The 23,856-nt window shown below is 73.3% G+C and carries 22 protein-coding genes and 1 pseudogene; 20 read left to right on the plus strand and 3 right to left on the minus strand.

Translation table 11 applies throughout. From position 1 onward, the window contains the following. Positions 1-210 precede the first annotated feature (210 nt). The 8 genes and pseudogenes from nrdH to BMZ16_RS20040 all read left to right on the plus strand — a co-directional run. Complete coding sequence (nrdH, locus tag BMZ16_RS10165) at positions 211-456, plus strand: glutaredoxin-like protein NrdH (protein WP_089800153.1); 246 nt, start codon at positions 211-213, stop codon at positions 454-456. A 208-nt stretch (positions 457-664) separates the two neighbouring features. Beyond that, entirely contained in the window at positions 665-1,081 is a 417-nt protein-coding gene (gene nrdI / locus BMZ16_RS10170) for a class Ib ribonucleoside-diphosphate reductase assembly flavoprotein NrdI (protein WP_089800155.1), read from the plus strand. Beyond that, entirely contained in the window at positions 1,051-3,198 is a 2,148-nt protein-coding gene (nrdE, locus tag BMZ16_RS10175; RefSeq protein WP_089800157.1) for a class 1b ribonucleoside-diphosphate reductase subunit alpha, read from the plus strand. Before nrdI ends, nrdE begins: the two co-directional genes overlap by 31 nt. Positions 3,199-3,242: 44 nt before the next feature. Next, entirely contained in the window at positions 3,243-4,223 is a 981-nt protein-coding gene (gene nrdF / locus BMZ16_RS10180; RefSeq protein WP_089800159.1) for a class 1b ribonucleoside-diphosphate reductase subunit beta, read from the plus strand. Positions 4,224-4,352: 129 nt separating this feature from the next. Next, positions 4,353-4,559 (plus strand): ribbon-helix-helix domain-containing protein, encoded by a 207-nt coding sequence (locus BMZ16_RS10185; protein ID WP_089800161.1) that lies wholly within the window; start codon positions 4,353-4,355, stop codon positions 4,557-4,559. Further along, complete coding sequence (locus BMZ16_RS10190) at positions 4,556-4,930, plus strand: type II toxin-antitoxin system death-on-curing family toxin (protein ID WP_089800163.1); 375 nt, start codon at positions 4,556-4,558, stop codon at positions 4,928-4,930. The genes BMZ16_RS10185 and BMZ16_RS10190 overlap by 4 nt, the downstream gene beginning before the upstream one ends. A 93-nt stretch (positions 4,931-5,023) precedes the next feature. Next, positions 5,024-5,917 (plus strand): sulfurtransferase, encoded by an 894-nt coding sequence (locus tag BMZ16_RS10195; RefSeq protein WP_089800165.1) that lies wholly within the window; start codon positions 5,024-5,026, stop codon positions 5,915-5,917. 199 nt (positions 5,918-6,116) lie between these two features. Further along, positions 6,117-6,380: pseudogene (locus tag BMZ16_RS20040) on the plus strand (hypothetical protein); the annotation flags it as partial. Positions 6,381-6,443: 63 nt separating this feature from the next. Here the strand turns inward: BMZ16_RS20040 and BMZ16_RS19540 are convergent. After that, on the minus strand, positions 6,444-6,815 hold the full coding sequence (locus tag BMZ16_RS19540; protein WP_255366556.1) for a cupin domain-containing protein: 372 nt from the start codon (positions 6,813-6,815) through the stop codon (positions 6,444-6,446). Between the two features lie 115 nt (positions 6,816-6,930). Here BMZ16_RS19540 and BMZ16_RS10210 point away from each other — a divergent pair, with 115 nt between their 5' ends. The 10 genes from BMZ16_RS10210 to BMZ16_RS10255 all read left to right on the plus strand — a co-directional run bounded on the left by BMZ16_RS10210 (position 6,931) and on the right by BMZ16_RS10255 (position 16,547). Beyond that, positions 6,931-7,224, plus strand: coding sequence for a hypothetical protein (locus BMZ16_RS10210; RefSeq protein WP_255366557.1), 294 nt, complete (start codon positions 6,931-6,933; stop codon positions 7,222-7,224). A gap of 200 nt (positions 7,225-7,424) precedes the next feature. Further along, entirely contained in the window at positions 7,425-8,492 is a 1,068-nt protein-coding gene (locus tag BMZ16_RS10215; RefSeq protein ID WP_089800167.1) for an MSMEG_0568 family radical SAM protein, read from the plus strand. A 10-nt stretch (positions 8,493-8,502) separates the two neighbouring features. Further along, a complete protein-coding gene (locus tag BMZ16_RS10220) occupies positions 8,503-9,951 on the plus strand; it encodes an MSMEG_0567/sll0787 family protein (protein WP_218143348.1) in 1,449 nt (482 codons plus the stop codon). A 79-nt stretch (positions 9,952-10,030) separates the two neighbouring features. Then, complete coding sequence (locus BMZ16_RS10225) at positions 10,031-10,552, plus strand: MSMEG_0572/Sll0783 family nitrogen starvation response protein (protein ID WP_089800171.1); 522 nt, start codon at positions 10,031-10,033, stop codon at positions 10,550-10,552. Between the two features lie 10 nt (positions 10,553-10,562). Further along, positions 10,563-11,453: a carbon-nitrogen hydrolase family protein gene (locus BMZ16_RS10230; protein WP_089800173.1), complete on the plus strand. Its 891-nt coding sequence runs from the start codon at positions 10,563-10,565 to the stop codon at positions 11,451-11,453. Continuing rightward, entirely contained in the window at positions 11,446-11,748 is a 303-nt protein-coding gene (locus tag BMZ16_RS10235) for an MSMEG_0570 family nitrogen starvation response protein (RefSeq protein ID WP_089800175.1), read from the plus strand. The genes BMZ16_RS10230 and BMZ16_RS10235 overlap by 8 nt, the downstream gene beginning before the upstream one ends. After that, positions 11,745-13,055, plus strand: coding sequence for an MSMEG_0569 family flavin-dependent oxidoreductase (locus tag BMZ16_RS10240; protein ID WP_218143349.1), 1,311 nt, complete (start codon positions 11,745-11,747; stop codon positions 13,053-13,055). Before BMZ16_RS10235 ends, BMZ16_RS10240 begins: the two co-directional genes overlap by 4 nt. 52 nt (positions 13,056-13,107) lie before the next feature. Further along, positions 13,108-13,983 (plus strand): carbon-nitrogen hydrolase family protein, encoded by an 876-nt coding sequence (locus tag BMZ16_RS10245; protein WP_089800177.1) that lies wholly within the window; start codon positions 13,108-13,110, stop codon positions 13,981-13,983. A 1-nt stretch (position 13,984) separates the two neighbouring features. Next, on the plus strand, positions 13,985-15,160 hold the full coding sequence (locus BMZ16_RS10250) for an MSMEG_0565 family glycosyltransferase (RefSeq protein ID WP_089800179.1): 1,176 nt from the start codon (positions 13,985-13,987) through the stop codon (positions 15,158-15,160). Continuing rightward, positions 15,111-16,547, plus strand: coding sequence for an AMP-binding protein (locus tag BMZ16_RS10255; protein ID WP_177199662.1), 1,437 nt, complete (start codon positions 15,111-15,113; stop codon positions 16,545-16,547). Before BMZ16_RS10250 ends, BMZ16_RS10255 begins: the two co-directional genes overlap by 50 nt. Before the next feature lie 178 nt (positions 16,548-16,725). On the opposite strand, the gene BMZ16_RS10260 is transcribed toward BMZ16_RS10255, so the two are convergent. Together BMZ16_RS10260 and BMZ16_RS10265 are read right to left on the minus strand one after the other, a co-directional pair. Continuing rightward, positions 16,726-18,549, minus strand: coding sequence for a family 43 glycosylhydrolase (locus BMZ16_RS10260; RefSeq protein ID WP_089800183.1), 1,824 nt, complete (start codon positions 18,547-18,549; stop codon positions 16,726-16,728). Continuing rightward, positions 18,546-20,201 carry a glycoside hydrolase family 27 protein gene (locus BMZ16_RS10265; protein ID WP_089800995.1) on the minus strand — a complete coding sequence of 552 codons (1,656 nt, stop codon included), beginning with the start codon at positions 20,199-20,201 and terminating at the stop codon, positions 18,546-18,548. The genes BMZ16_RS10260 and BMZ16_RS10265 overlap by 4 nt, the downstream gene beginning before the upstream one ends. Before the next feature lie 417 nt (positions 20,202-20,618). On the opposite strand from BMZ16_RS10265, the gene BMZ16_RS10270 reads away from it, so the two are divergent. Together BMZ16_RS10270 and BMZ16_RS10275 are read left to right on the plus strand one after the other, a co-directional pair. After that, positions 20,619-21,734: an FUSC family protein gene (locus tag BMZ16_RS10270; RefSeq protein ID WP_143082793.1), complete on the plus strand. Its 1,116-nt coding sequence runs from the start codon at positions 20,619-20,621 to the stop codon at positions 21,732-21,734. Next, entirely contained in the window at positions 21,731-23,809 is a 2,079-nt protein-coding gene (locus BMZ16_RS10275; RefSeq protein ID WP_089800186.1) for a DUF2264 domain-containing protein, read from the plus strand. Before BMZ16_RS10270 ends, BMZ16_RS10275 begins: the two co-directional genes overlap by 4 nt. The last annotated feature ends 47 nt before the right edge of the window (positions 23,810-23,856 follow it).

Raw genomic sequence — 23,856 nt, forward strand, 5'->3', positions numbered from 1 at the left:
GTGGGTACTTGCGATGTCAGACCCCAGGTGTAGTGTCTAGCCAGACGGCTCGCCCCGAACCACACGGGTGTCATGCAGACCTTCGGCAGCACGACGGACCACCCTCGCAGGGAGGTCCGGAGGCTGACGGGGAGCACGCGGACCCCGACCCCCGGGTGACGCGGCCGCCACGGCGAGAACCACACGGACCACGAGCTCGGGGGAGCAGACATGACCATCACGGTGTACAGCAAGCCGGCCTGCGTGCAGTGCACGGCCACGTACCGCGCCCTCGACAAGCTCGGCCACGAGTACACGGTCGTCGACATCTCGGAGGACGCCGACGCGCGCGACTACGTCATGTCGCTCGGCCACCTCCAGGCGCCCGTCGTCGTCGCCGGCGGCGAGAACTGGTCGGGCTACCGTCCCGACCGCATCAAGGCGCTCGCGGACAAGCTGGCGACGCAGGTCGCCTGATCGCGGCGGACCTCGTGGTCCGTCGCCCCGCACGCCCCGGGCCGACGCACGGCTAGCGCCGCGTCGGCCCGGTGGGCACTCGAGAAAGGTCCGGCCGGCGCCTCGCGCGCCGGCCGGGCTGCACCCGGCACACACGGAGCGGGCCTCGGCATGCCCGGGTCCGCCGCACGGCGGCAGCACGCACAGGACGCGGAGGAGGAGGCGAGCGGTGACCGAGCTCGTGTACTTCTCGTCCGCGTCGGGCAACACGCACCGCTTCGTGCAGAAGCTCGGCACGCGGTCGCAGCGGATCCCGCTGCGACCGACCGACGGGTTCCTGCACGTCACGGAGCCGTACGTCCTCGTCGTGCCGACCTACGGGGGCGGCAACGAGGGCGGCGCGGTCCCGCGGCAGGTCGTCAAGTTCCTCAACGACGAGGGCAACCGTGCGCTGATCCGCGGTGTCATCGCGGCCGGCAACACGAACTTCGGTGAGGCGTACTGCATCGCCGGCGACATCGTGGCCGCCAAGTGCCACGTGCCGTACCTGTACGCCTTCGAGCTCATGGGAACAACCGAGGACGTCACACGCGTCCGCGAAGGATTGGGAAGATTTTGGCAGCGACAGTCGCAGATACCCGCGTAGAGCTGACGGGGCTGGACTACCACGCCCTCAACGCGATGCTCAACCTGTACGACGCGGACGGGAAGATCCAGTTCGACGCCGACCGGCAGGCCGCGCGCGAGTTCTTCCTGCAGCACGTCAACCAGAACACCGTCTTCTTCCACGACCTGGACGAGAAGCTCGACTACCTGGTCGAGAACAAGTACTACGACCCGGCCGTGCTCGCGCAGTACGACCGCGCGTTCGTGAAGTCGCTGTTCCAGCACGCGTATTCGAAGAAGTTCCGGTTCCAGACCTTCCTCGGCGCGTTCAAGTACTACACCTCGTACACGCTGAAGACGTTCGACGGCAAGCGGTACCTCGAGCGCTTCGAGGACCGCGTGTGCATGGTCGCGCTCGCCCTGGCGGAGGGTGACCAGCAGTTCGCCATGAACCTGGTCGACGAGATCGTCTCGGGCCGCTTCCAGCCGGCGACGCCGACCTTCCTCAACCTCGGCAAGGCGCAGCGCGGCGAGCCCGTCTCCTGCTTCCTGCTGCGCATCGAGGACAACATGGAGTCCATCGCGCGCGGCATCAACTCCGCCCTGCAGCTGTCGAAGCGCGGGGGCGGCGTGGCGCTGCTGCTGTCGAACATCCGTGAGCACGGCGCGCCGATCAAGCACATCGAGAACCAGAGCTCCGGCGTCATCCCCGTGATGAAGCTGCTCGAGGACTCGTTCTCGTACGCCAACCAGCTCGGGGCCCGCCAGGGCGCCGGCGCGGTGTACCTGCACGCGCACCACCCGGACATCTACCGCTTCCTCGACACCAAGCGCGAGAACGCGGACGAGAAGATCCGCATCAAGACGCTCTCGCTCGGCGTCGTCATCCCGGACATCACGTTCGAGCTGGCGAAGAAGAACGAGCCGATGTACCTCTTCTCCCCGTACGACGTCGAGCGCGTCTACGGCGTGCCGTTCGCGGACGTCAACGTCTCGGAGAAGTACTACGAGATGGTCGACGACGGGCGCATCCGCAAGACCAAGATCAACGCCCGCGAGTTCTTCCAGACCCTCGCCGAGATCCAGTTCGAGTCCGGGTACCCGTACGTCATGTTCGAGGACACGGTGAACCGGGCCAACCCGATCGAGGGCAAGATCACGCACTCGAACCTGTGCTCGGAGATCCTGCAGGTCTCGACGCCGTCGACGTACAACGAGGACCTGTCGTACGCCGAGGTCGGCCGCGACATCTCCTGCAACCTGGGCTCGATGAACATCGCGCTGTCGATGGACTCCCCGGACCTGGGCAAGACCGTCGAGACCGCGATCCGCGCCCTGACGGCCGTCTCGGACCAGACGAGCATCGAGTCGGTGCCGTCGATCAAGAAGGCGAACGCCGGCGGGCACGCCATCGGCCTGGGGCAGATGAACCTGCACGGGTACCTGGCGCGCGAGCGGATCTTCTACGGCTCCGACGAGGGCCTGGACTTCACGAACATCTACTTCTACACCGTGGCGTACCACGCGATCCGTGCGTCGAACCTGCTCGCGCAGGAGCGCAAGGCGTCGTTCTACGGCTTCGAGAAGTCGACGTACGCGACCGGTGAGTACTTCACGAAGTACATCGAGAAGGAGTGGAAGCCGCGCACCGCGCGCGTGCAGGAGCTCTTCGACACCGCCGGCGTGCGCATCCCCACGCAGGACGACTGGCGGCTGCTGGCCGCGCTCGTCGCCGAGCACGGCCTGTACAACCAGAACCTGCAGGCCGTCCCGCCGACCGGCTCGATCTCCTACATCAACCACTCGACGAGCTCGATCCACCCGATCGCGTCGAAGATCGAGATCCGCAAGGAGGGCAAGATCGGGCGCGTCTACTACCCGGCGCCCTTCATGACGAACGACAACCTGGAGTACTACCAGGACGCGTACGAGATCGGCTACGAGAAGGTCATCGACACGTACGCCGAGGCGACGCAGCACGTCGACCAGGGCCTGTCGCTCACGCTCTTCTTCAAGGACACCGCCACGACCCGCGACCTGAACCGGGCGCAGATCTACGCGTGGAAGAAGGGCATCAAGACGATCTACTACATCCGCCTGCGGCAGATGGCGCTCGAGGGCACCGAGGTCGAGGGCTGCGTCAGCTGCATGCTCTGACGCCCAACCTGCGACGACGCCTTCGACGAGACTGAGGAACGAACATGATGAGCACGGGCAAGCTGAAGCTGGTCGACCGCGTGTCGGCGATCAACTGGAACCGGCTGCAGGACGAGAAGGACGCGGAGGTCTGGGACCGCCTCGTCGGCAACTTCTGGCTGCCGGAGAAGGTGCCGGTCTCCAACGACATCCAGTCCTGGGCGACCCTCACCGAGGCCGAGAAGACGATGACGACCCGCGTCTTCACGGGCCTGACGCTGCTGGACACCATCCAGGGCACGGTCGGCGCGGTCAGCCTCATCCCCGACGCGCTGACCCCGCACGAGGAGGCCGTCTACACGAACATCGCGTTCATGGAGTCGGTGCACGCCAAGTCGTACTCCTCGATCTTCTCCACGCTGATCTCCACCAAGGAGATCGACGAGGCGTTCCGCTGGTCGGAGGAGAACCCCAACCTGCAGCGCAAGGCCGAGATCGTCCTGAACTACTACCGGGGCGACGAGCCGCTCAAGCGCAAGGTCGCCTCGACCATGCTCGAGTCGTTCCTCTTCTACTCGGGCTTCTACGCGCCCATGTACTGGGCGTCGCGCGCCAAGCTCACCAACACGGCCGACCTCATCCGCCTGATCATCCGTGACGAGGCCGTGCACGGGTACTACATCGGCTACAAGTACCAGAAGGGCCTGGAGCTGGTCAGCGAGGCCGAGCGCGCCGAGCTCAAGGACTACACGTTCAACCTGCTCTTCGAGCTGTACGACAACGAGGTGGAGTACACCCAGGACCTCTACGACGAGCTCGGCCTGACCGAGGACGTCAAGAAGTTCCTGCGCTACAACGCCAACAAGGCCCTGATGAACCTCGGCTACGAGGCGCTCTTCCCGCGTGACGAGACGGACGTCAACCCGGCGATCCTCTCGGCGCTGAGCCCCAACGCCGACGAGAACCACGACTTCTTCTCCGGGTCGGGCTCCTCGTACGTCATCGGCAAGGCCGTCAACACCGAGGACGACGACTGGGACTTCTGAGTCCTGCGGAACGACGCCGCGGCCCCCGTGACCTGCTGGTCACGGGGCTGCGGTGCTGTGAGGGAGCGGCCTGCTCCGCCACCGGGCCCGGGCGTACGCTGGTGGCACAGTGATACCAGGGAGGTCCGGATGCCGACGATGTCGGTGCGCATGAGTGACGAGGACAGCGCGCTGCTGCGCCGTCTCGCGGAGCGCGAGAACCGGTCGATGAACGACACGGCGATCCTGGCGATCCGCCGGCTGGCTGAGCAGACGGTCGTCGAGGACGCCTACGCCGACGCGGTCTCGAAGGTCGCCGAGCGCGACGCCACACTGCTCGACCTGCTCTCCCGGTGAGCGTCTGGTACCCGACGCTCGACACCGCCAAGCTGATCTGCGACCGGTTCGGCCTCCACATCCGTGACGCCGGCTCGCTCGCGTCGGCTCTCGCGCGCCCCTCACAGGTTGTCTGGGGCGTCGAGGCGTACGTGGGGATCCACGCGAAGGCGGCGGCTCTCCTCGACGCGGTCAACCGGTCGCACCCGCTCCACGACGGGAACAAGCGGCTCTCGTGGCTCCTCGTGGCGTCGTTCTACGAGGTGAACGGGTACTCCCTCGTCGTCGACCCGCACGACGGCGACGGGTTCATCCGCGCCGTCGGAGGTGACGACCACCTGACGCTCGACGCGGTCGCCGACTGGTTGTCGGCGCACGCCGTCGCGCACTGACGGCTCGACGGCGGTCGCGGTGGACGAGCGGTGTCGGGCCGGACGTGGGCGGCGTAGCGTCGCGGGAGACCGATCGCCATCGAGGAGAGCCCGATGACCTCTGCCCTTCCGGCCCTCGTCAGCCCCGAGGAGCTGCACACCGCCGTGGCGGCGGGTGTCGCCGTCGTGGTGCTCGACGCCTCGACCGCCCTGGCCACGCACGGCGAGGCGGAGCCGTACACGGCCCAGCCGCTGCGCGAGCAGTACCTCGAGGGGCACGTGCCCGGTGCCGCGTTCGTCGACGTGACGAACGAGCTGTCGGACACGTCCGGACCGCAGCTCTTCGCCGTCCCCGCCCCGGAGGCGCTGGCCGCGGCACTGGGTGCCCTCGGCATCGGCGACGAGACCCATGTCGTCGTCTACGACACCGTCGGTTCCGCGTGGGCGACGCGCGTGTGGTGGCTGCTGCGCTGGCTGGGCCACGACCACGTGTCGGTCCTCGACGGTGGCCTCGGCGCCTGGCGGGCGGCCGGGCTGCCCGTCGCGAGCGGGACCGAGGACGACGCGGCCGCCCGTGCCACCCCGGGCCGGCTGACCCCCCGCGTGCGGCCCGAGCTGCTGGCGACGCTGCCGCAGGTCGAGCAGATCTCGTCCGGTGCCGCCTCCGGGCTGCTCGTCAACGCGCTCGACCCGGCGACGTTCCGCGGCGAGCAGGAGGTCAGCCCGTACCCACGTCGTGGACGCATCCCCGGCAGCGCCAACCTGCCGCTGTTCACGTTCCTCGACCCCGAGACCGGCCGCTTCCTGCCGCCCGCCGACCTCCGTGGCCTCCTGCAGGACGGCGGCCTGCTCGACGCCCGGGGTGCCGTGACGTACTGCGGCGGCGGGATCGCGGCGACCGTCCCGGCGTTCGCGGCGTACGTCGCGGCCGGCGTCGACGTCGCGGTCTACGACGGCTCGCTCTCCGAGTGGACCGCGGACCAGGGACGACCGGTCGAGCTCGGCTGACGCGGGCCACCAGCGGTGAGTCGTGAAGCGTCGGTGCCGGGATCCGGCAGCAACGCTTCACACCGTCGTGCTGGTCGGTGCGGTCGCGCCGTCGCGCGCGGGACGACGCCTTGCCGAAGATGCAACCAAGGGGGTGCGTTGCGGGCTCGGCGAGGTGCGGGCCGTCGTGCAACAGGAGAGTTGCACCAAAGAGGCTGCGATGACCGCTCACCAGACCACCGCGTCCGTCGACGACGCCACGTCGACCGCCACCCGCACCGTCCGGGTCGGCGCACCGCCCGCCCGCGACCTCGGGTGGGACGGCGAGGACGACAGCCCGGTGCGGATCGAGGCCTACGACCCGCCGCGCCGCTTCGCCTTCGCGTGGCCCGGCTGCGGGGGCGCCCTCGACCCCGCCACCGAGCTCGGGCGCGGCGAGGCATCGGCGTCCGCACTGGCCGAGCGGCTCCCGGTGACCCGCCAGGCGATCGCCAAGCACCTCGCCGTGCTCGCGCAGGTCGGGCTGGTCGAGCCTGTGCGGGCGGGCTCAGCGAGCGACGTCGGCGTTCTCCTGGATCATCACGGGCGACGCGTGGATGCAGATCATCCGCAGGTCGCCGTCCCCGGTGTTGGTGAAGCGGTGCCACGTGTCGGGCGGGACGACGGCGGTGTCACCGGTGCGCGCGACGACCTCGTGCTCCCCGATCCGGATGGTCGCTTCCCCGTCGATGACGGACCACGTCTCGGAGTACGGGTGCCGGTGCAGCCCCGGCCCCTGACCAGGGCCGTTGGTGACGAGGAAGAAGCTGACCCCGGACCCGTGGTGCACGCCCTCGAAGCGCAGGGTCCGGCTGCCGGCCATGCGCAGCCGGTCGGCGGGGACCACGCCGGGGACCGCGGGCTCGTCCTGTACGACCACGGTGACCGCCTCCCTGCGTCGTGCCGCTCGCGCCCACCGTACGGCGGCAGCGGGCGCGGTGTCAGTGGTTCCGAGGACGATGTGAGGGGTCGACGCCGATCCGAGGGGGACCACCATGCCTGCCACGCTGTCACCTGACGCGCCCCAGGTCCTGCGGGACTACTACGAGGTCCTGGAGGGCGGTGCCGCCGCCTACGGCGAGGGCGAGGCGATGCGCCGCCTCGTGAGCGACCACCTGGACTTCACCGGTGCGCTCGCGGGCCACCGGCCGGACGCGACCGAGGGCTTCCTGCACGGCGCGGCGGGCTTCGTCGCCACGGTCGAGGGGATCGAGGTCCTCCAGGACGTGCACGACGGCGCCGGCTCGGCGGTGTGCTCTACACGGCGACGATGCCCGGCGGTCCGATGACGTTCGCCGAGTTCTTCACCTTCGACGGCGGGCGCATCGCCACCCTGCGCCTGCACTACGACGGCCCGGAGTACCTCGCGAAGGGCGGGCGATGACGCTCGGTCGCCGCGGGCAGCCGAAGCCCTGACCTCGACGGCAAAGTCACACACTCGTATTCCGACGGCAACCAATCGGAAAAGCCTGGCGCCTTCACTTGCTGCATGTCGCCCACCGACCAGCTCTCGACCCGAGTGAGCATCGCACTGCTCGGGGTGCGCAGCGAGGCCCCCGTCCGCCGCAACGGCGGCGCGGGGCCCAGCGACGACGGACACTTCGTCATCGGCGGCGCGGGCGCCGCGATCCCGCTCAACCCTGGCAGCCCGTACGTCGTGCGGCAAGGACGGCTCACGCTCGACGGCGCCGACCTGGGGATGGACGTCCAGCCCGTCACGCGTCCTCGGTTCTACGACCTGACGACGGCCGACGGCACCCCCTACGAGAAGATCGCCAAGCTCCACGGCAAGGACGTGCTCGCCACGACCGTCGTGCAGACGTGCGTGCGCTACGACGAGTCGCAGCGCTGCCGGTTCTGCGCGATCGAGTCGTCCCTGCGCTCCGGCACGACGGTCGCGGTGAAGACGCCCGCGATGCTCGCCGAGGTCGCCCGTGCCGCCCGGGACCTCGACGGGGTCTCGCACGTGGTGATGACGACGGGAACGTCGAACGGCTGGGACCGCGGTGCCAAGCACCTGGCCCGGTGCGTGCGGGCCGTCAAGGACGCCGTGCCGGAGCTCGAGATCCAGGTGCAGTGCGAGCCGCCGGCGGACCTGCAGGCCATCACCGACCTGTACGACGCGGGCGCCCGGTCCATCGGCATCCACGTGGAGTCGATGGACGACGAGGTCCGCCGCCGCTGGATGCCGGGCAAGGCGACCGTCACACTCGACGAGTACCGCGCCGCGTGGCGCGAGGCCGTGCGGGTGTTCGGCCGCAACCAGGTCTCGACGTACCTGCTCGTCGGCCTGGGGGAGGACCCGGACGAGCTCGTCGCGGCGGCCGCCGAGCTCGTCGACATGGGCGTCTACCCGTTCGTCGTGCCGTTCCGGCCGCTCGCCGGGACGCTCGCCACCGACGTCGACCACGTGCCGGCCCCGCACCGCGGACTCGTCGCGGACGTCACGCGTCGTGTCGGTGCGCTGCTGCGCGACGCCGGGATGCGCGGGGCCGACCAGGCCGCCGGCTGCGCCGCCTGCGGGGCGTGCAGCGCGCTCGCCACGGTGGGGGGCTGACGTGCTCGACGTGCCGACGCTCACCGGTCCCGCCGTCCGGCCCGTCGCCCCGGCCGCCTGGACGGTGCGCACGGCCGACGCCCGGCACGTCGCCGCCTACCGTCGGCTGCGCTCCGAGGTGTTCGTCACCGAGCAGGGCCTGTTCAGCGGCCACGACCTCGACCGCGTCGACGAGGACCCGCGCACCGAGGTGCTCGTGGCGGTCGACCGTGACGACCGGGTCCTGGGCGGCGTGCGGATCGCCCCCGCTCCGGAGGCGCTCGACGCCACGGGCCGGGACATCGGCTGGTGGACGGGCAGCCGGCTCGTCGTCGCCCGGGCGGCGCGCGGGGCCGGCGGGATCGGGGCCGCGCTCGTGCGCGCCGCGTGCACCCGGGCCGTCGAGGTCGGCGCGCTGCGCTTCGAGGCCACGGTCCAGCAGCCCAACCGGGTGCTCTTCGAGCGGCTCGGCTGGCACGCGTGGGGCACCTGCGACGTCGAGGGCGTGCCGCACGTGCGGATGCGCTGGCCGGTCACGCGCGTCGCGGACCTCATCGGCTCGACGAAGGCCGCGCTGGCCGGGCTCGTCGGCCCGCTGCTCGGTGACGCCGGCACGCTGCTGCCGGCCGCGACGCTCGGCGGCACCGGGTTCGTCGGCGACGACGGCGCCCCCGTGCCCGGCACCGACCTCGTCGCCGCGTGCGACGCGATCCTGCCCGCGCTGCTCGAGCGCGACCCGGAGTGGGCGGGCTGGTGCGCCGTGCTCGTCAACGTCAACGACCTCACCGCCATGGGGGCGGCCCCCGTCGGGCTGCTCGACGCCGTCGGCGCCCCGACGGTCTCGGCAGCGCACCGCGTCCTCAACGGGCTGCGCAGCGCCGCCCAGGCCTGGGGCGTGCCGGTGCTCGGCGGGCACACCCAGATCGGCGTCCCGTCGACGCTCTCGGTGACGGCGCTGGGCCGCACGGCGCACCCCGTGCCCGGCGGCGGCGGGCGCCCCGGCGACACGCTCACCCTCACCGCGGACCTCGGAGGCCGCTGGCGCCGCGGCTTCGAGGGCCGGCAGTGGGACTCGACGTCCGCACGCAGCGCGGCCGAGCTGCGGCACCTCGCCACCACCGTCGCGACCGCCCGGCCGCGCGCCGCCAAGGACGTCTCGATGGCCGGGGTCGTCGGCACCACCGCGATGCTCGCCGAGGCGTCGGGGGCCGGCGCGGTGCTCGACGTCGCCGCCGTGCCGACCCCGGACGCCGCGACGACCGGCGACTGGCTCACCTGCTTCCCCGGGTTCGCGATGCTCACCGCCGACGCGCCGGGCGCGTCCCGGATGGCCGACGCCGCCGGGGACCTCGCGACGTCCGCCGCCTGCGGGGACCTCACCACCGAGCCCGGCGTCCGCCTGCGCTGGCCCGACGGCGTCACCACCGACGCCGCCGGCGCGGCCGCGACCGGCCTCGGCCCGGCCGACGGGACCGGCTGACCCGACCCCGCGACCGCCCGCTCCACGACCCCCGACCGCACGACCCGACCAGCACGCCCCCACCCCCCGGAGGAGCACCATGCCGTTCGACCCGCAGATCCAGGCCGCCATCGACGCCTCGCTGGCCGAGATCCCGCACCCGTCGCTGCCCAAGGGCACGAACCTGTACGGCTCGACCAAGATCTTCCCCGACTACCAGGCCGAGAACGGCGAGTCCTACTTCACGCTCATCCACGGCATCCCGCACGAGTCGTCGGTCAGCTTCGTCGCGATCCTGCAGGCCACGCGCGCGCTGCGGAAGGGCTTCGAGTCGGCCATCTACTTCTACGGCCCGGGTGCGCTGGGCTGCGCCGCCAACCGCGGGTTCCCCACCACGGGCGACTCCGGGTTCCCCGGCGAGCTCAACATGAACGGCTCCCTCGAGACGTTCATCGCCGAGGGCGGCACGGTCTTCTGCTGCCGGTTCGGCATGGCCCTGCACGGCATGCGCGAGGAGGACCTCATCGCCGGCGTGATCCCCGCGCACCCGCTCGACGTCCAGGACGCGCTCATCCACTACGCGCGCAAGGGCGCCATCATCAACTCGACCTACAACCTGTAGGAGGACGGCCGTGACCACCACCGTCGCCGCCGTGTCGGCGAACTTCACGCGTGACCTCGAGCAGAACTACGCCGTCGTGGAGCACATGCTCGACGACGCCCGCGCCCGGGGTGCCCGGCTCGTCGTCTTCCCCGAGGCGTCGATCGGCGGGTACCTGTCCTCGCTCGGCAACCACGGCGACACCGTGCGCAACCGGTCCCTGCCGCCCGCGGTGCGGATCGACGGCCCGGAGATCCGCCGGGTGCAGGAGCTGGCCGGTGACACGGTCGTCGTCATCGGCTTCTGCGAGCTCGACGACGACGGCACCACCCGGTACAACGCCGCCGTCTGCCTCGACGGCGGCCAGGTCTACGGCTCGTACCGCAAGGTGCACCAGCCGCTGGGCGAGAACATGTCGTACGCCGCGGGCGACGTCTACCGCGCGTTCGACACCCCCGTCGGCCGCGTGGGCCTGCAGATCTGCTACGACAAGGCGTTCCCCGAGGCCGCGCGGGTGCTCGCGCTCGACGGTGCGGAGATCATCGCGTCCCTGTCGGCCTGGCCGGCGGCCCGCACCGCGACCGCCGAGAACCTGCAGGAGGACCGGTGGACGTACCGGTTCAACCTGTTCGACAGCGCGCGGGCGCTGGACAACCAGGTGTTCTGGATCGCGTCCAACCAGTCCGGCACGTTCGGGTCGCTGCGGTACGTCGCCAACAGCAAGGTCGTCGACCCGGGTGGCAACGTCCTGGCGACGACGCTGCTCGGCAGCGGCCTCGCCGTGGCGGACATCGACGTCGAGGGAACCTTCCGGGCGATGCGCGGCGGCATGTTCCACCTGCGCGACCGCCGCCCCGACGCGTACGCGCCGGTCACCGCGGACACGCACGCGCAGGGGTGGCGGGAGCTCGCCCATGCCTGAGATGACGTTCGACGTGCGGTGGCCCGACGGCACCGACACCGCGTGCTACTCCCCGAGCCTGGTGATGTGGGACCACCTCGAGGTCGGGGTGAGCTACCCGGTCACCGAGTTCGTCGAGCGCACGTCGCGGGCGCTGGGCGAGGCGAGCGAGCGGGTGCGCGCCCGGTACGGCATCGGGTGCACCGGTGCCGCGGAGCAGGAGGCGGCGATCCGTGGCCTCGCCGCCCGGTACCCGGCCGACGCGCCCGTCGAGGTGCTGCGCATGGCACCGCCGCTGCCCGGAGGTGCCGCGTGATCCGCGCGGTCGTCACCGACGGTGCGCACCACGAGGTCGTCGTCGTCGGCGGCGGGCAGGCGGGCCTCGCGCTGTCGTACCACCTGGTCGCGGCGGGGGTCGACCACGTCGTGCTCGAGCGGGACACGGTGGCGCACGAGTGGCGCGACGGGCGCTGGGACGCGTTCACCCTGGTGACGCCCAACTGGCACTGCCGGCTGCCCGGGTACGCCTACGACGGCCCGGACCCCGACGGGTTCATGGGCCGCGACGAGGTGCACGCCTGGGTCCGCCGGTATGCCGACACGTTCGACGCCCCGGTGGCCGAGGGCGTCGCCGTGACAGGCCTGGTGCCACGCGACGGCGGCGGGTTCCGGGTGACGACGACGGCGGGGACGCTCACCGCCGACGCGGTCGTCGCCGCCGTCGGCGGGTACCACACGCCCGTCGTGCCGCCGTGGGCCGCCGACCTGCCGGAGCACGTCGTGCAGATCCACTCGCACCGCTACCGGCACCCCGACGGGCTCCCGGACGGGCCCGTGCTCGTCGTCGGCACCGGGCAGTCCGGCACCCAGATCGCGGAGGACCTCCTGCTCGCCGGGCGCGAGGTCCACCTGGCCGCCGGGCGCGCACCCCGCGTGGCCCGCCGGTACCGCGGCAAGGACTGCATGACGTGGCTGGCCGAGATGGGCGTGTACGACCTGCCCGTGGCCACGCGCGGGCTCGCCAAGCGCGAGTCGACCAACCACTACGTCACCGGCCGCGGCGGCGGACGCGACATCGACCTGCGGGACTTCGCCCGCCGCGGCATGCACCTGTACGGGCGGGCCACGGGCGTGGACCTGGCCGGCGCACCGGCGGTGACCTTCGCGCCGACGCTCACGGCCGACCTCGACCACGCCGACTCCGTGGCCGAGTCCATCAAGGACGACATCGACCGGTACGTCGCCGCCCACGGCATCGACGCACCGCACGAGGACCGGTACGTGCCGGTGTGGCGCCCGGACACCGAGCCGGAGCGGCTGCCGCTCGACCGGGTGGCGTCCGTCGTGTGGTCCGTCGGGTTCCGGGCGGACTGGTCGTGGCTCGGGACGCTCGGGGAGCAGGTGCTCGACGCGCACGGCCACCCGCGGCACGTGCGGGGCCTGAGCCCCGTCGCGGACCTGGCGTTCCTCGGGCTGCCGTGGCTGCACACGTGGGGATCGGGACGGTTCCACGGGGTCGCGGCGGACGCCGAGCACCTCGCGGGTGCGCTGCTCGCGCGGCGGGCGGACGGCACGTGGGCAGGTCCGGAGCCCGAGCTCGTCGGGGCGCCGGCCGGGGTGTGAGGGAGGCATGGGGGAGTGACAGGGGTCCGGTGCGCGTGGCCGAGGTGACGACGTGACGGCGGTGACGATGGGTGCCGTCGCGGCGCACTTCGGGCGAGACGTCGACCGCACCCTGGCCAAGCTGCCGGGGATCGTGGAGCAGGCGCGCTCGCGGGGCGTCGACCTGCTGGTGCTCCCCGACGCGACGATCGGTGGGTACCTGCACGAGCTGTACCACCCGGGCGGCAGCGAGCTGCCACCCGCCGTCCACCTCGACGGGCCGGAGGTCGCCGCCGTCGTGGCACTGGCCGGTGACATGGTCGTGTGCGTCGGGATCGCGGAGCACGCCGTCCACGACGGGCGGCCCGTCCGCCACAACACGGCCGTCGCGGTGCACGGCGACGGCGTCCTCGGCGTGCACCGCAAGGTGCACCTGCCCCTCGGGGAGGACGAGGTGTACCGGGCCGGCGACGGGTTCGCGGCGTTCGACACCCCCGTCGGCCGCGTCGGCATGCTCATCGACTTCGACAAGACGTTCCCCGAGTCCGCGCGGACCCTCGCGCTCGACGGCGCCACGCTGCTGGCCTGCCTCAGCGCGTGGCCGGCGAGCGTCACCGACCGCTCGGACCGGATCCGCAACGACCGGCAGGCGCACCTGTTCGACCTGTACGACTGCGCGCGGGCCGCGGAGAACCAGGTGTACCTCGTGTCGTCCAACCAGACCGGCGTGCTCGGCGGCCTGCGGTTCCTCGGGCAGGCGAAGGTCGTCGACCCGGCGGGGGAGATCGTCGCCAAGACGTGGGCGAAGGGCGGGCTGGCCGTCGCCACCGCCGACGTCGCGTCCGACGTGGCCCGCGCCCGCCGGACCATGCACCACCTGCGCGACCGCGCCGTCGGGGCCTACGGGCTCGGCGCGTGGACCGGCGCCCGGGACACCGGGGGGCACTGACGTGCGCATCGCCCAGATCACCTACTCGACCCGCCCGCGCGGCGGGGTCGTGCACACCCTGGCACTGTCCGAGGCGCTGGCACGGCGCGGCCACGACGTGACGGTCTGGACGCTGGGACGCGGCGGCGACGGCGCCTTCTTCCGGCCCGTGGACCCCGCCGTGCGCGTGCGGGTCGTGCCGTTCGAGGCCCGCGACGACGAGTCGGTGGGCGAGCGCATCGAGCGGTCCATCCGTGTGATGGCGCGCTCGCTGCGCGACGCGGGCACCGCGGGGATCGTCCACGCGCAGGACTGCATCTCGGCCAACGCGGTCGTCGCCGCGGGTGGTGCGTGCGTGCGGACCGTCCACCACCTCGACGAGTTCACGACCCCCCGGCTCGTCGAGTGCCACGACCTCGCGGTCACCGCCCCCGTCGCGCGGCTGTGCGTCTCGCGGGCCGTCGCGCAGGAGGTGGCCGACGGCTACGGCGTCGTGCCGACCGTCATCCCCAACGGCGTCGACGCCGCACGGTTCGCCGCCGCCGCGTCCCCGGCGGGTGCCGCAGCGCGCGCGGCCTGGCGGCTGCGGCTCGGGCCGTACGTGCTCGCCCTCGGTGGCATCGAGCCGCGCAAGGGCTCGATCGACCTGCTGGAGGCGTTCGCGGTGCTGCGCGCCGAGCGCCCGGACCTCGCCCTGGTCATCGGCGGTGGCGAGACGCTGTTCGACTACCGCGACTACCGCGCGCGGTTCGAGACGCGGGCGCGGGAGCTCGGGGTCGAGCCGGTCGTGCTCGGCACGCTCGCGGACGACGACGTGCCGCCGCTGGTCGCCGCCGCGTCGGCGCTCGCGATGGTGTCGACCAAGGAGGGGTTCGGGCTCGCGGCGATGGAGGGGCTCGCGGCCGGGGTGCCCGTCGTCGCGCGGGACCTGCCGGTGACGCGCGAGGTGTTCGGCGGGTGCGTGCGGTACGGCAGGGACGTACCGGGGATCGTCGAGGCGGTACGGGCGGCACTCGGTGGTGGGGCCCGGGTCGGCAGCGGTGACGGCGCCGAGGCCGGGCGTGCCCTCGCCCTCGCGCACTCCTGGGACACCGCCGCCGCCGCGCACGAGCGGTTCTACCGGCACGTCCTGCGGGAAGGGGGCGACGGTGGCGCGGCTGTCCCTCTCACGGATCCTCACGCGGCTCGCGCAGGCTGATCCCGGGCGGGTCGTGGCCGTGGCGGGGGATGCGCGTCTGACGGCCGCCGGCCTGGAGTCCGCCGCCAACCGCTACGCACGTGACCTGCGCGCCCGCGGTGTGCGGCGGGACGACCTGGTGACCCTCCAGCTGCCCACCGGGCTCGGCGCGCTCGTCGCGTGCGCGGGGGTGTGGAAGGCCGGGGCGACCCCGCAGCCGGTCACGCTCGGGCTGACCGCCGACGAGCGTGCCGCCGTCGTCGCGACCGCGCGGCCCGCGCTCACCGTCGGGTTCAGCGTGCCGGACGTGCCCTCCCTGCCCGTCGACCACGAGCCGGAGGCGTCCGACGACGGCCCGCTGCCCGACCGGTGGGCGCGGTCGTGGAAGGCCCCGACGTCGTCCGGGAGCACCGGGCGGCCCAAGGTGGTCCTCGCCGCCGGACCCGCGCTGCTCGACCCCGACCGCCCGGTCGCACCCTTCCTGCCGCTGCGCGCGACCCAGCTGGTCAGCGGCCCCCTCATGCACTCGGCCACGTTCACCTACGCGTTCCGCGGGCTGCTCACCGGGCACCGGCTGGTGCTGCTGCCCCGGTTCGAGGAGCACGCGTGGCTCGACGCGGTCGAGCAGCACACGGTGACGTGGGCGATGGTCGTCCCCACCACCATGCACCGCCTGCTGCGGGTGCCGGCCGCGCAGCGCGACCCCGTGCGTCTCACGTCCCTGCAGACGGTGCTGCACCTGGGTGCCCCCTGCGCCCCGGACCTCAAGCGGCGCTTCCTCGACTGGGTCGGGCCGCAGCGGGTCGTCGAGGTGTACGCCGGCTCGGAGTCCAACGGGCTGACGATGATCCGCGGCGACGAGTGGCTGACCCGGCCGGGGAGCGTCGGGCGGCCCGTTGCCGGGACGCAGGTCCGGGTGCTGCGGCCGGACGGCACACCCGCCGCGCCCGGCGAGGACGGTCTGGTCTGGCTGCGGCGCGGCGAGCAGCCCGCCTACCGCTACCTCGGAGCGACCAGCCGACGCACCCCCGACGGCTGGGACACCCTCGGCGACGTCGGGCACGTCGACGCCGACGGCTACCTGTGGATCACCGACCGGGACGACGACGTCATCGTGCGCGGCGGGCACAAGGTCCACCCGGTCGAGGTGGAGCGCGTCCTCGAGCAGCACCCCGCGGTGCGTTCCGCCCTCGCCTTCGGCGTCCCCGACGAGGAGTACGGGCAGCAGGTCGTCGCCGTCGTCGACGGCGCCGGGTCCGACGTCGACGCCGCCGAGGTGCTGGCCTTCGCCGCCCGGCACCTCGACGCCGCCCGCCGGCCGGTGCGCGTCCAGGTCGTCGACGAGCCCGTGCGCGACGACGCGGGCAAGGCCCGCCGCCGGGAGTGGGCTGCGCACCACCAGGTGTGAGCCGCGGGTCGGCAGCGACGGACCGTCATCTCCTCCCTGCTCGAGCCCATGTCGGACCAGCCGGCCCGGGCACTCGAGGAGGAGTGAGGGGAGAGGCGGATCGCGCACCCGCATCGCCCCAGCACGCGTCGGCGGCCCCGGGTCGTCCCGGAGCCGCCGATGTCGCGCTGTGGTGGTGTCAGGCCGCGCGGCTCCACTGGAACGTGCCTGCGGACGTGCACGTGCGCTGCTCGAGCGCGGCGCCGTCGGCGGTCGAGCCGCCGACCACACCGACGCACTTGCCGCTGCTGCGGTTCACCAGCTGCTCGTGGCCGTCGCCGGTGGAGCGCCAGGTGAACTGCTGGTTGGTGCCGCCGTGGCAGGTGTACTGGATGAGGCGCGCGCCGTCCGCGGTCGACGCACCGCTGACGTCCAGGCACTTGCCGCTGTGGACGCTGCGCACGGTCGAGTAGCCGCCGCCCGCGTCGACCACCTGCCACCGCTGCCACGGCTGGCCGTTGCTCGTCCACTGGCCGACCACCGCGAGGTCGTCGCGGTTGGGGGCCTGGACGTCCATGACCTTGCCGCTGGCGCGGTTGACGATCCGCACGTCACCGGACGGTGGGGTGGGTGTCGGGGTGGGCGTCGGGTCGCCGCCCCCACCGCGCGTGAACTGCCAGCTGGTGACGTTGAACAGGCTGCCGCTGCCCCCGGTGAACCGCAGGACCAGGTCCCGGGTGCCGGTCGCGCCGCTGACCGGGCAGCTGACGGTCGTCCACGTCTGCCAGCCGCCGGTGCCGGGCACCGTGCACGTGCCGACCACCGGGCCGGACGCGCTGTCCAGGCGCACCTCGATCCGACCTCCGCTCGCGGCTGACGCGACCCGCGCGGTGAACGTGGCCGCGCCCGTGCCGAACGCGACGCCCTCGACCCGCAGCCAGTCCCCGTTCTCGATCCACCCGACGTTCAGACCGCCCTCGGTGGCCCGTTCCGTCTCCAGGCCGCTGGCCCACGCCATGGTCTCGGCCTGCTGCGTGACGTACGGGTCGAGCGACTCGATCTGCGGCGGCCCCGCGGCCGTCATGCTCAGCTGCGGGATGGACCCGTCCCCGCCGTAGGAGAACTGCTCGACGGCGACCGAGCGCGTGAACCCGCCACCGCCCGGCAGGGCGCCGTTGTGGTAGAAGAAGTACGACCTGCCCCGGTAGTCGACCACCCCGGGATGGTTGGTGAAGCTGCCGCCCTGCGTGGGCATGACCACGCCGCGGTACGTCCACGGACCGGTCGGGCTCGGCGCGGTGGAGTAGCCGATGAACTCGCCGCAGCACGCTGCCGCGAAGACGTTGTAGTACGTGCCGTTGCGCTCGTAGACCCACGGGCCCTCCTCGTAGAGGGTGGGTCGGTTCGCGACGTTGCCCGGGCGGGCGCCGAAGCCCGCCGTCGTCAGCGGGATCCGGCTGGGGCTGCCCGCCAACGACACCATGTCCCGGTTGAGCCTCACGTACCAGAGGTTCGGGTTGCCGTAGTAGAGGTACGCCTGCCCGTCGTCGTCGATCATCACGCTCGGGTCGATCTCGGCGTTGTCGACCAGGGGTCGGCCGATCGCGTCGCGGAACGGCCCGGTCGGGCTGTCGGACACCCCCACGCCGATGGCGTTGCCGCCGCCGCGCTTGACGACCGGCACGTAGAAGAAGAACTTCCCGTCCCGTTCGACCACCTGCCCGGCCCAGGCGTCGGACTGCGCCCACGAGAACGTCGCCAGGCTCATGGGGGAGCCGTGGTCGGTCCAGTTCGCCATGTCGGTGGTCGAGTAGACCCGCCAGTCCTTCATGGTGAACCAGGTCGAGCCGTCCTCGTCGTGGGTCGTGTAGACGTAGAGCCGGCCGTCGTGCACGAGCGGGGCCGGGTCGGCGGTGTAGATCGTCTGGACGATCGGGTTGTCGGCCTGCGCCGGGACGGCGAGGGCGACGGGTGCGAGCAGGGTCGCCGCCGCCAGCGCGGCGACCCGCCACCGGCGCCTCATCGCCGGCTCCAGACCTGGTTGGCGGCGCCGGAGCAGTACCAGAGCAGGACCCCGGTGCCGTTGGCGGTGAGGTTGCGGTCGACGTCCAGGCACAGGCCCGACGCGACGCCCCGGATGGTGCCGTTGGACTCCAGCGTCCACTGCTGGTTGGTGCCGCCGTGGCAGTCGTAGAGCTGCACGGCCGTGCCGGCGGCGGCCCCGGGCGGGGCGTCCAGGCAGCGGCCCAGCACGCGCAGCCGGGCGCCGCTGACCTCCCAGCGCTGGTTGGCGCCGCCGTGGCAGTCCCAGATCACCGGCTTCGTGCCGTTGGTCGTCGTACCGTTCGGGGCGTCGAGGCAGCGCCCGGACGCGGCGCTGACCAGCATCGACGTCGAGCTGGTCGGCGGCGGGTCGGTCGGCGGCGGGGTCGTCGTGCCGGGCGTGACGCGGTACAGCGCGACGCCGTGCGCGGGGACGGTCGCGGTGATCCGGTCGGACGTCTGGCCCGACGCGCCGGTCCACAGCTCGCGGTACGACGCGGTGCCCGCGGGCAGACCGGCCTCGCCGAGGGTCGCGGAGATGGTGCGGGCGCTGTTGCCGCGGTTGAGCAGCGCGACCGCGGCTGACCCGTCGGCCAGGGGCTTGGCCCAGACCTCGGCGTCGCCGTCGTCCCGCACCCGGTCCGCCTGGCGCACCAGCGGGTCCTGGTCGATCGCCAGCACGTCGCGGTTGGTGAGGACGCTCCGCACGTCGGCGCTCATGTTCCGGATGTCGTTCCCGGCGATCAGCGGCGCCGAGAGCATCGCCCACATGCTCATGTGCGCGCGGTTCTCGGTGGGCGTCAGGGTGTTGCGCACGCCGACCATGAGCATGTCGGGGTCGTTGTACTGCCCCGGCCTCGTCCACTCCCGCATCGGCTCGATGATGTCGAGCGCCTCGGTGATGCCGACGAAGCACCACTGGTCCGACGGCGGGCAGCCGGTCGACCAGGCGTCCTTGAGGTCCTCCGACGTGCGCCACATGTCCGCGAACGCGCCCCAGCCGGAGTACGTCGGGGCGGTGTTGTCGTGCGCGCTGTTGGGGTTGATCGAGTAGACGATCGGGCGGCCCGTGGCCTTGAGCGCGTCGCCGAACCGCTTGAACAGCGTCACCTGCTCCTGCACGGTGCCGCGCGGGTCGCACCAGTCGTGCTTGACGTAGTCGACGCCCCACGACGCGAACAGCTGCGCGTCCCGCGTCTCGTACCCGTTGGACGACGTGCCGGGGCGGTTGCCGAAGTACTGGTCGCAGGTCTTCTCGCGGGGCGCGTGGTAGAGCCCGAACTTCAGGCCCTTGGAGTGGATGTAGTCCCCGAGCGCCTTCATGCCGGACGGGAACCGCGACGTGTTCGGCCGCAGGTTGCCGTCCGGGCCGCGGGTGTCCTGCATCCAGCAGTCGTCGACGACGACGTACTGGTAGCCGGCCGCGGCCATGCCGGAGCTGACCATCGCGTCCGCCGCCTGGCGGATCATCTGCTCGTTGATGTTGCAGTAGAAGGTGTTCCAGCTGTTCCAGCCCAGCGGGGGGAGGGGAGCGGGCTCCTCCACCGTGGGGGCCGGTGCGGCGGCGGCCGGGCCGGGTGCGGCGAGCCCGAGAGCGGGACCCGCCAGCAGGGCCAGCGCGATCGCGAGCACGCGGGAGACCCGCGAGCGGGACCGGGGTGGGCGGGACCCGGTGGCGGCGGACCCGGTGGGAGGGTGGGCGTGCGGGGTGCGGGGACGTGTGCGGGACACGGAGGTCTCCTCGGCGGACGTGGCCCGCGGGCGGGCCGGACCGACCCGGCGGACGGCGGTGTCCGACGGGCGACACGGCGGTGCCCCGGGCGTCGTCGACCCGGGCGCCGGCACTGACCCGGCCACTGCCGTGAACGTTCACAACGTGGGACCGAGGCTACGCACGCGCGCGACGGGGTCCAGAGGTGAAACGCTTCGACAGTGGAGACGCCCACCGCCCGGACCCGTCGGACGAGCGCACCCGGCCCCGGCGCGAGGGGCCCCGGCGCCGCCGTCGCCCGCGTTGCCGTCGCCCGCGCCGCGGGTTGGACTGGAGGGATGCGCCCTCTCCCCCCGGACATGCGCCCCCTGCTGCGCCACCCGCGCCTCGACCTCGCCGTCAAGGCGGCGGTGGCGGCGACGGCGGCCTGGGTGCTCGCCCGGCAGGTCCCCGGCGCCGAGGACTACGCCTTCTACGCACCGTTCGGCGCCGTGGCGACGACGTACTCGGCGATCGTCCGGTCCGTCGCCGAGACCGTCCGGACCGTCGCGGCGATCCTGCTCGGCGCGGTGCTCGGCGTCCTGGCCGACGCGCTGCTCGGCCCCGGCGTCGCGGCGATCGCGCTCGTCGTCGGCCTGGGCATGCTGCTGGCCGCGCTGCCCTGGCTGGGCGACGCCCGCTCGTACGTGCCGATCGCGGGCATGTTCGTGCTGCTGGTCGGGCACGGGGAGACCCTCGGCTACGCGGCCGCGTACGCCGGGCTGTTCCTGCTGGGCGCCGCGTGCACCGTGGGCGTCGGCATGGTCCGTCCCGTGCTGCCGCTGGACCGCACCGACCGCGCCCTGGACGCCCTGCGCGCGGCCAGCGTCGAGCACCTGCGCACGCTCGCGGCGGCCATCGACCCGGCCGGTGACGACGACGTCGAGCTGCCGGCGCGCGAGAGCCTGAGCGAGCCGCTCGCCCGGGCCCGCACGGAGGTCGACGAGCTGCGCCAGGCGGCGCGCGCGAACCCGCGGGCGCGCCGGCACGCGGACGACGTCACGCGCCGCGTCGACGACTTCGGAGCCCTGCAGCGCGCCGTCCAGCTGGTCGACGACCTGCAGGCCATGGCCGAGGACGAGCCCTGGGGGCTGAGCGTCGTCCGTCTGCCGGCGGAGCTGCGCACCCCCACCGCCCAGGCGCTGCGGGAGCTCGCGGCGACGACGGAGGAGGCCGCGACCGTCGACACCGACCCGGGGCGCCGCCGGTCCGCGGACCGGGCCACCGGGACGCTCGTCGCCGCCCTGCGCCGCTACGAGGACGGCGGCGGCACGGACGCCGTCGCGCTCGTGGTCTCGACGGTCGTCACCACGCTGCGCCGGTCGTTGTCGGCCCTCACGCCACCGGACCGGTTCGACCTGTCGACCAGCCCGACCGCGGCGGTCCGGCGCGACGACGCGGAGGTGGGCAGGTGAGCGCCGGTGCCGGCTGGGACCGGGCGCGGTGGGCCGCGCTCGCGGACGGTCTGCTGCTGGCCGCGCGCCCGTACGCGTCGCCCGACCGTGCGCGGATCACGCTGCCCGGTGGCCCGGGAGGCTACGGGCACGACGTCGACGGGCTCGAGGGCTTCGCGCGGACGTTCCTGGCGGCCGGGTTCCGGCTGGCGGGCGAGCGCGGCGCCGACCCGCTCGGCCTGGCGCAGTGGTACGCCGACGGGATCGCGGCGGGGACGGACCCGCACCACCCCCACCGGTGGGTGCGCCTGGACGAGCACGGCCAGGCCAAGGTCGAGGCCGCGTCGATCGCGCTCGTCCTGGACCTGACGCGCCCGTGGCTGTGGGACCGCCTGGCCCCGCGCGTGCAGGAGCAGGTCGTCGACTACCTGGCCCCGGCGGTCGGCGACGACACGTACCCGCGCATCAACTGGGTGTGGTTCCGGCTGGTCGTGCAGACGTTCCTGCGCTCGGTGGGCGGCCCGCACTCGCTCGAGGAGATGCGGGAGGACCTGGCGACGCACGACGGGTTCGTCCGCGGTGACGGCTGGCTGGCCGACGGGGACGCGCGCGCGTTCGACCACTACGTCGGCTGGGCGCTGCACCTGTACCCGACCCTGTGGGGGCGGATGGCGGGTGCGCGGGACCTCGCGGCGGACCGGCGTGCGGCGGACACCGCCCTGCTCGACCGGTACCTGCAGGACGCGGTGCACCTGGTCGGCGGTGACGGCTCGCCGCTGGTGCAGGGCCGCAGCCTGGTCTACCGGTTCGCGGCCGCGGCGCCCTTCTGGGTCGGCGCGGTCGCGCAGGTCCCCACGGTCGCACCGGGCACGCTCCGGCGCTGCGCGTCCGCGGTCGTCGACCACTTCACGGCGCACGGCGTGCCCGACGGGCGCGGCCTGCTCACGCTCGGATGGCACGGACCGTGGCCCGCGCTGGCGCAGACCTACTCCGGCCCGGGCTCCCCGTACTGGGCGAGCAAGGGCCTGCTCGGCCTCGCCCTGCCCGCCGACCATCCCGTCTGGACCGCGGACGACGCACCCCTGCCCGGCGCCGCCGCGGACGACCTGCGCGCGGTGCGACCCGCGGGGTGGCTGGTCAGCGGGACGCACACCGACGGTGTGGTGCGCGTGGTCAACCACGGGGTCGACCACGCCCGGCCCGGCGACCGGGTGGGCGACTCGCCGCTGTACGCGCGGCTCGGGTACTCGACCGCCACCGCGCCGCTGCTCGACCCCGCGTCGTGGTCGGACCCGGTCGACCAGTCGGTCGTGCTCGCCGACGCCGCCGGCGCGCGGACGCACCGCGCGGGCTTCACGACGCTCGCGCTGCGTGCACCGCGCACGGTGGACGCCACGGGGACCGACGTCCCCGCCGGGAGCGCCGCCCTGGCCGGCGCGTCGCGGGCGGCCGCGCACTGGCTCGCACCCTCACCGGGCAGCGCGTCGGCCGGGCACGGCTACGGCGCTGCCGGGACGGCGCGCGACGCGGGGACCGTCACGGTGGTCTCGCTCGTGCGCGGTGCGTGGGAGGTGCGGCTCGTGCGGGTCGCCCGTGCGGTCCCCGAGGCGGTCGAGCTGCAGGTGGGCGGGTGGCCGCTCGCGGCCGACGACGCACCCGTCGCAACCCGGTCCGACGACGGTGTCGAGGTCACCGCCGGGACGGCGACGTCCCTGCTCGCGGTCCCCGGCCCGCCCGCCGGGACCCCGGTGACGACCTCGGTCGTCCGCCGCGAGGACGCCTCCCCGCTGGGGCGGCACGCCGCCGTGCCCGTCGTCTCCGCGCCGGCGCACCGCCTGCCGGACGACGTCGTCCCGGGGTGGTTCGTCGTCGCGGTGGGCCTGGTGGGACGGCCGGCCGGCGACGCGGCCCACCCGGCGCCGCGCGTCGCGCGCGAGGGCGTCGGCGGGGTGGCCGTCACCTGGGCGGACGGTGCGCGGACCACCCTCACGCTGCCGCACGACGACACCGACGACACCGACGACACCGACGACACCGACGACACCGACGCCGACACCGGCACGCCTGCCCCTGCCGGCCCGGTCGGCGAGCGCTGAGCCACCGCACGGCGTGAGCGGGTCGGCCCGACCTGCGCGCGCCGGCC

The organism is Cellulomonas sp. KH9 (assembly GCF_900114185.1).
Taxonomy (GTDB): Bacteria; Actinomycetota; Actinomycetes; order Actinomycetales; family Cellulomonadaceae; genus Cellulomonas.

What these genes read in the sequence shown, in the direction of transcription:
- nrdH (WP_089800153.1), top strand. Translation starts at nt 211, where the DNA reads ATGACCATCACGGTGTACAGCAAGCCGGCCTGCGTGCAGTGCACGGCC.
- nrdF (WP_089800159.1), top strand. Translation starts at nt 3,243, where the DNA reads ATGATGAGCACGGGCAAGCTGAAGCTGGTCGACCGCGTGTCGGCGATC.
- BMZ16_RS10185 (WP_089800161.1), top strand. Translation starts at nt 4,353, where the DNA reads ATGCCGACGATGTCGGTGCGCATGAGTGACGAGGACAGCGCGCTGCTG.
- BMZ16_RS10195 (WP_089800165.1), top strand. Translation starts at nt 5,024, where the DNA reads ATGACCTCTGCCCTTCCGGCCCTCGTCAGCCCCGAGGAGCTGCACACC.
- BMZ16_RS10210 (WP_255366557.1), top strand. Translation starts at nt 6,931, where the DNA reads ATGCCTGCCACGCTGTCACCTGACGCGCCCCAGGTCCTGCGGGACTAC.
- BMZ16_RS10215 (WP_089800167.1), top strand. Translation starts at nt 7,425, where the DNA reads ATGTCGCCCACCGACCAGCTCTCGACCCGAGTGAGCATCGCACTGCTC.
- BMZ16_RS10225 (WP_089800171.1), top strand. Translation starts at nt 10,031, where the DNA reads ATGCCGTTCGACCCGCAGATCCAGGCCGCCATCGACGCCTCGCTGGCC.
- BMZ16_RS10235 (WP_089800175.1), top strand. Translation starts at nt 11,446, where the DNA reads ATGCCTGAGATGACGTTCGACGTGCGGTGGCCCGACGGCACCGACACC.
- BMZ16_RS10260 (WP_089800183.1), bottom strand. Translation starts at nt 18,549, where the DNA reads ATGAGGCGCCGGTGGCGGGTCGCCGCGCTGGCGGCGGCGACCCTGCTC.
- BMZ16_RS10270 (WP_143082793.1), top strand. Translation starts at nt 20,619, where the DNA reads ATGCGCCCTCTCCCCCCGGACATGCGCCCCCTGCTGCGCCACCCGCGC.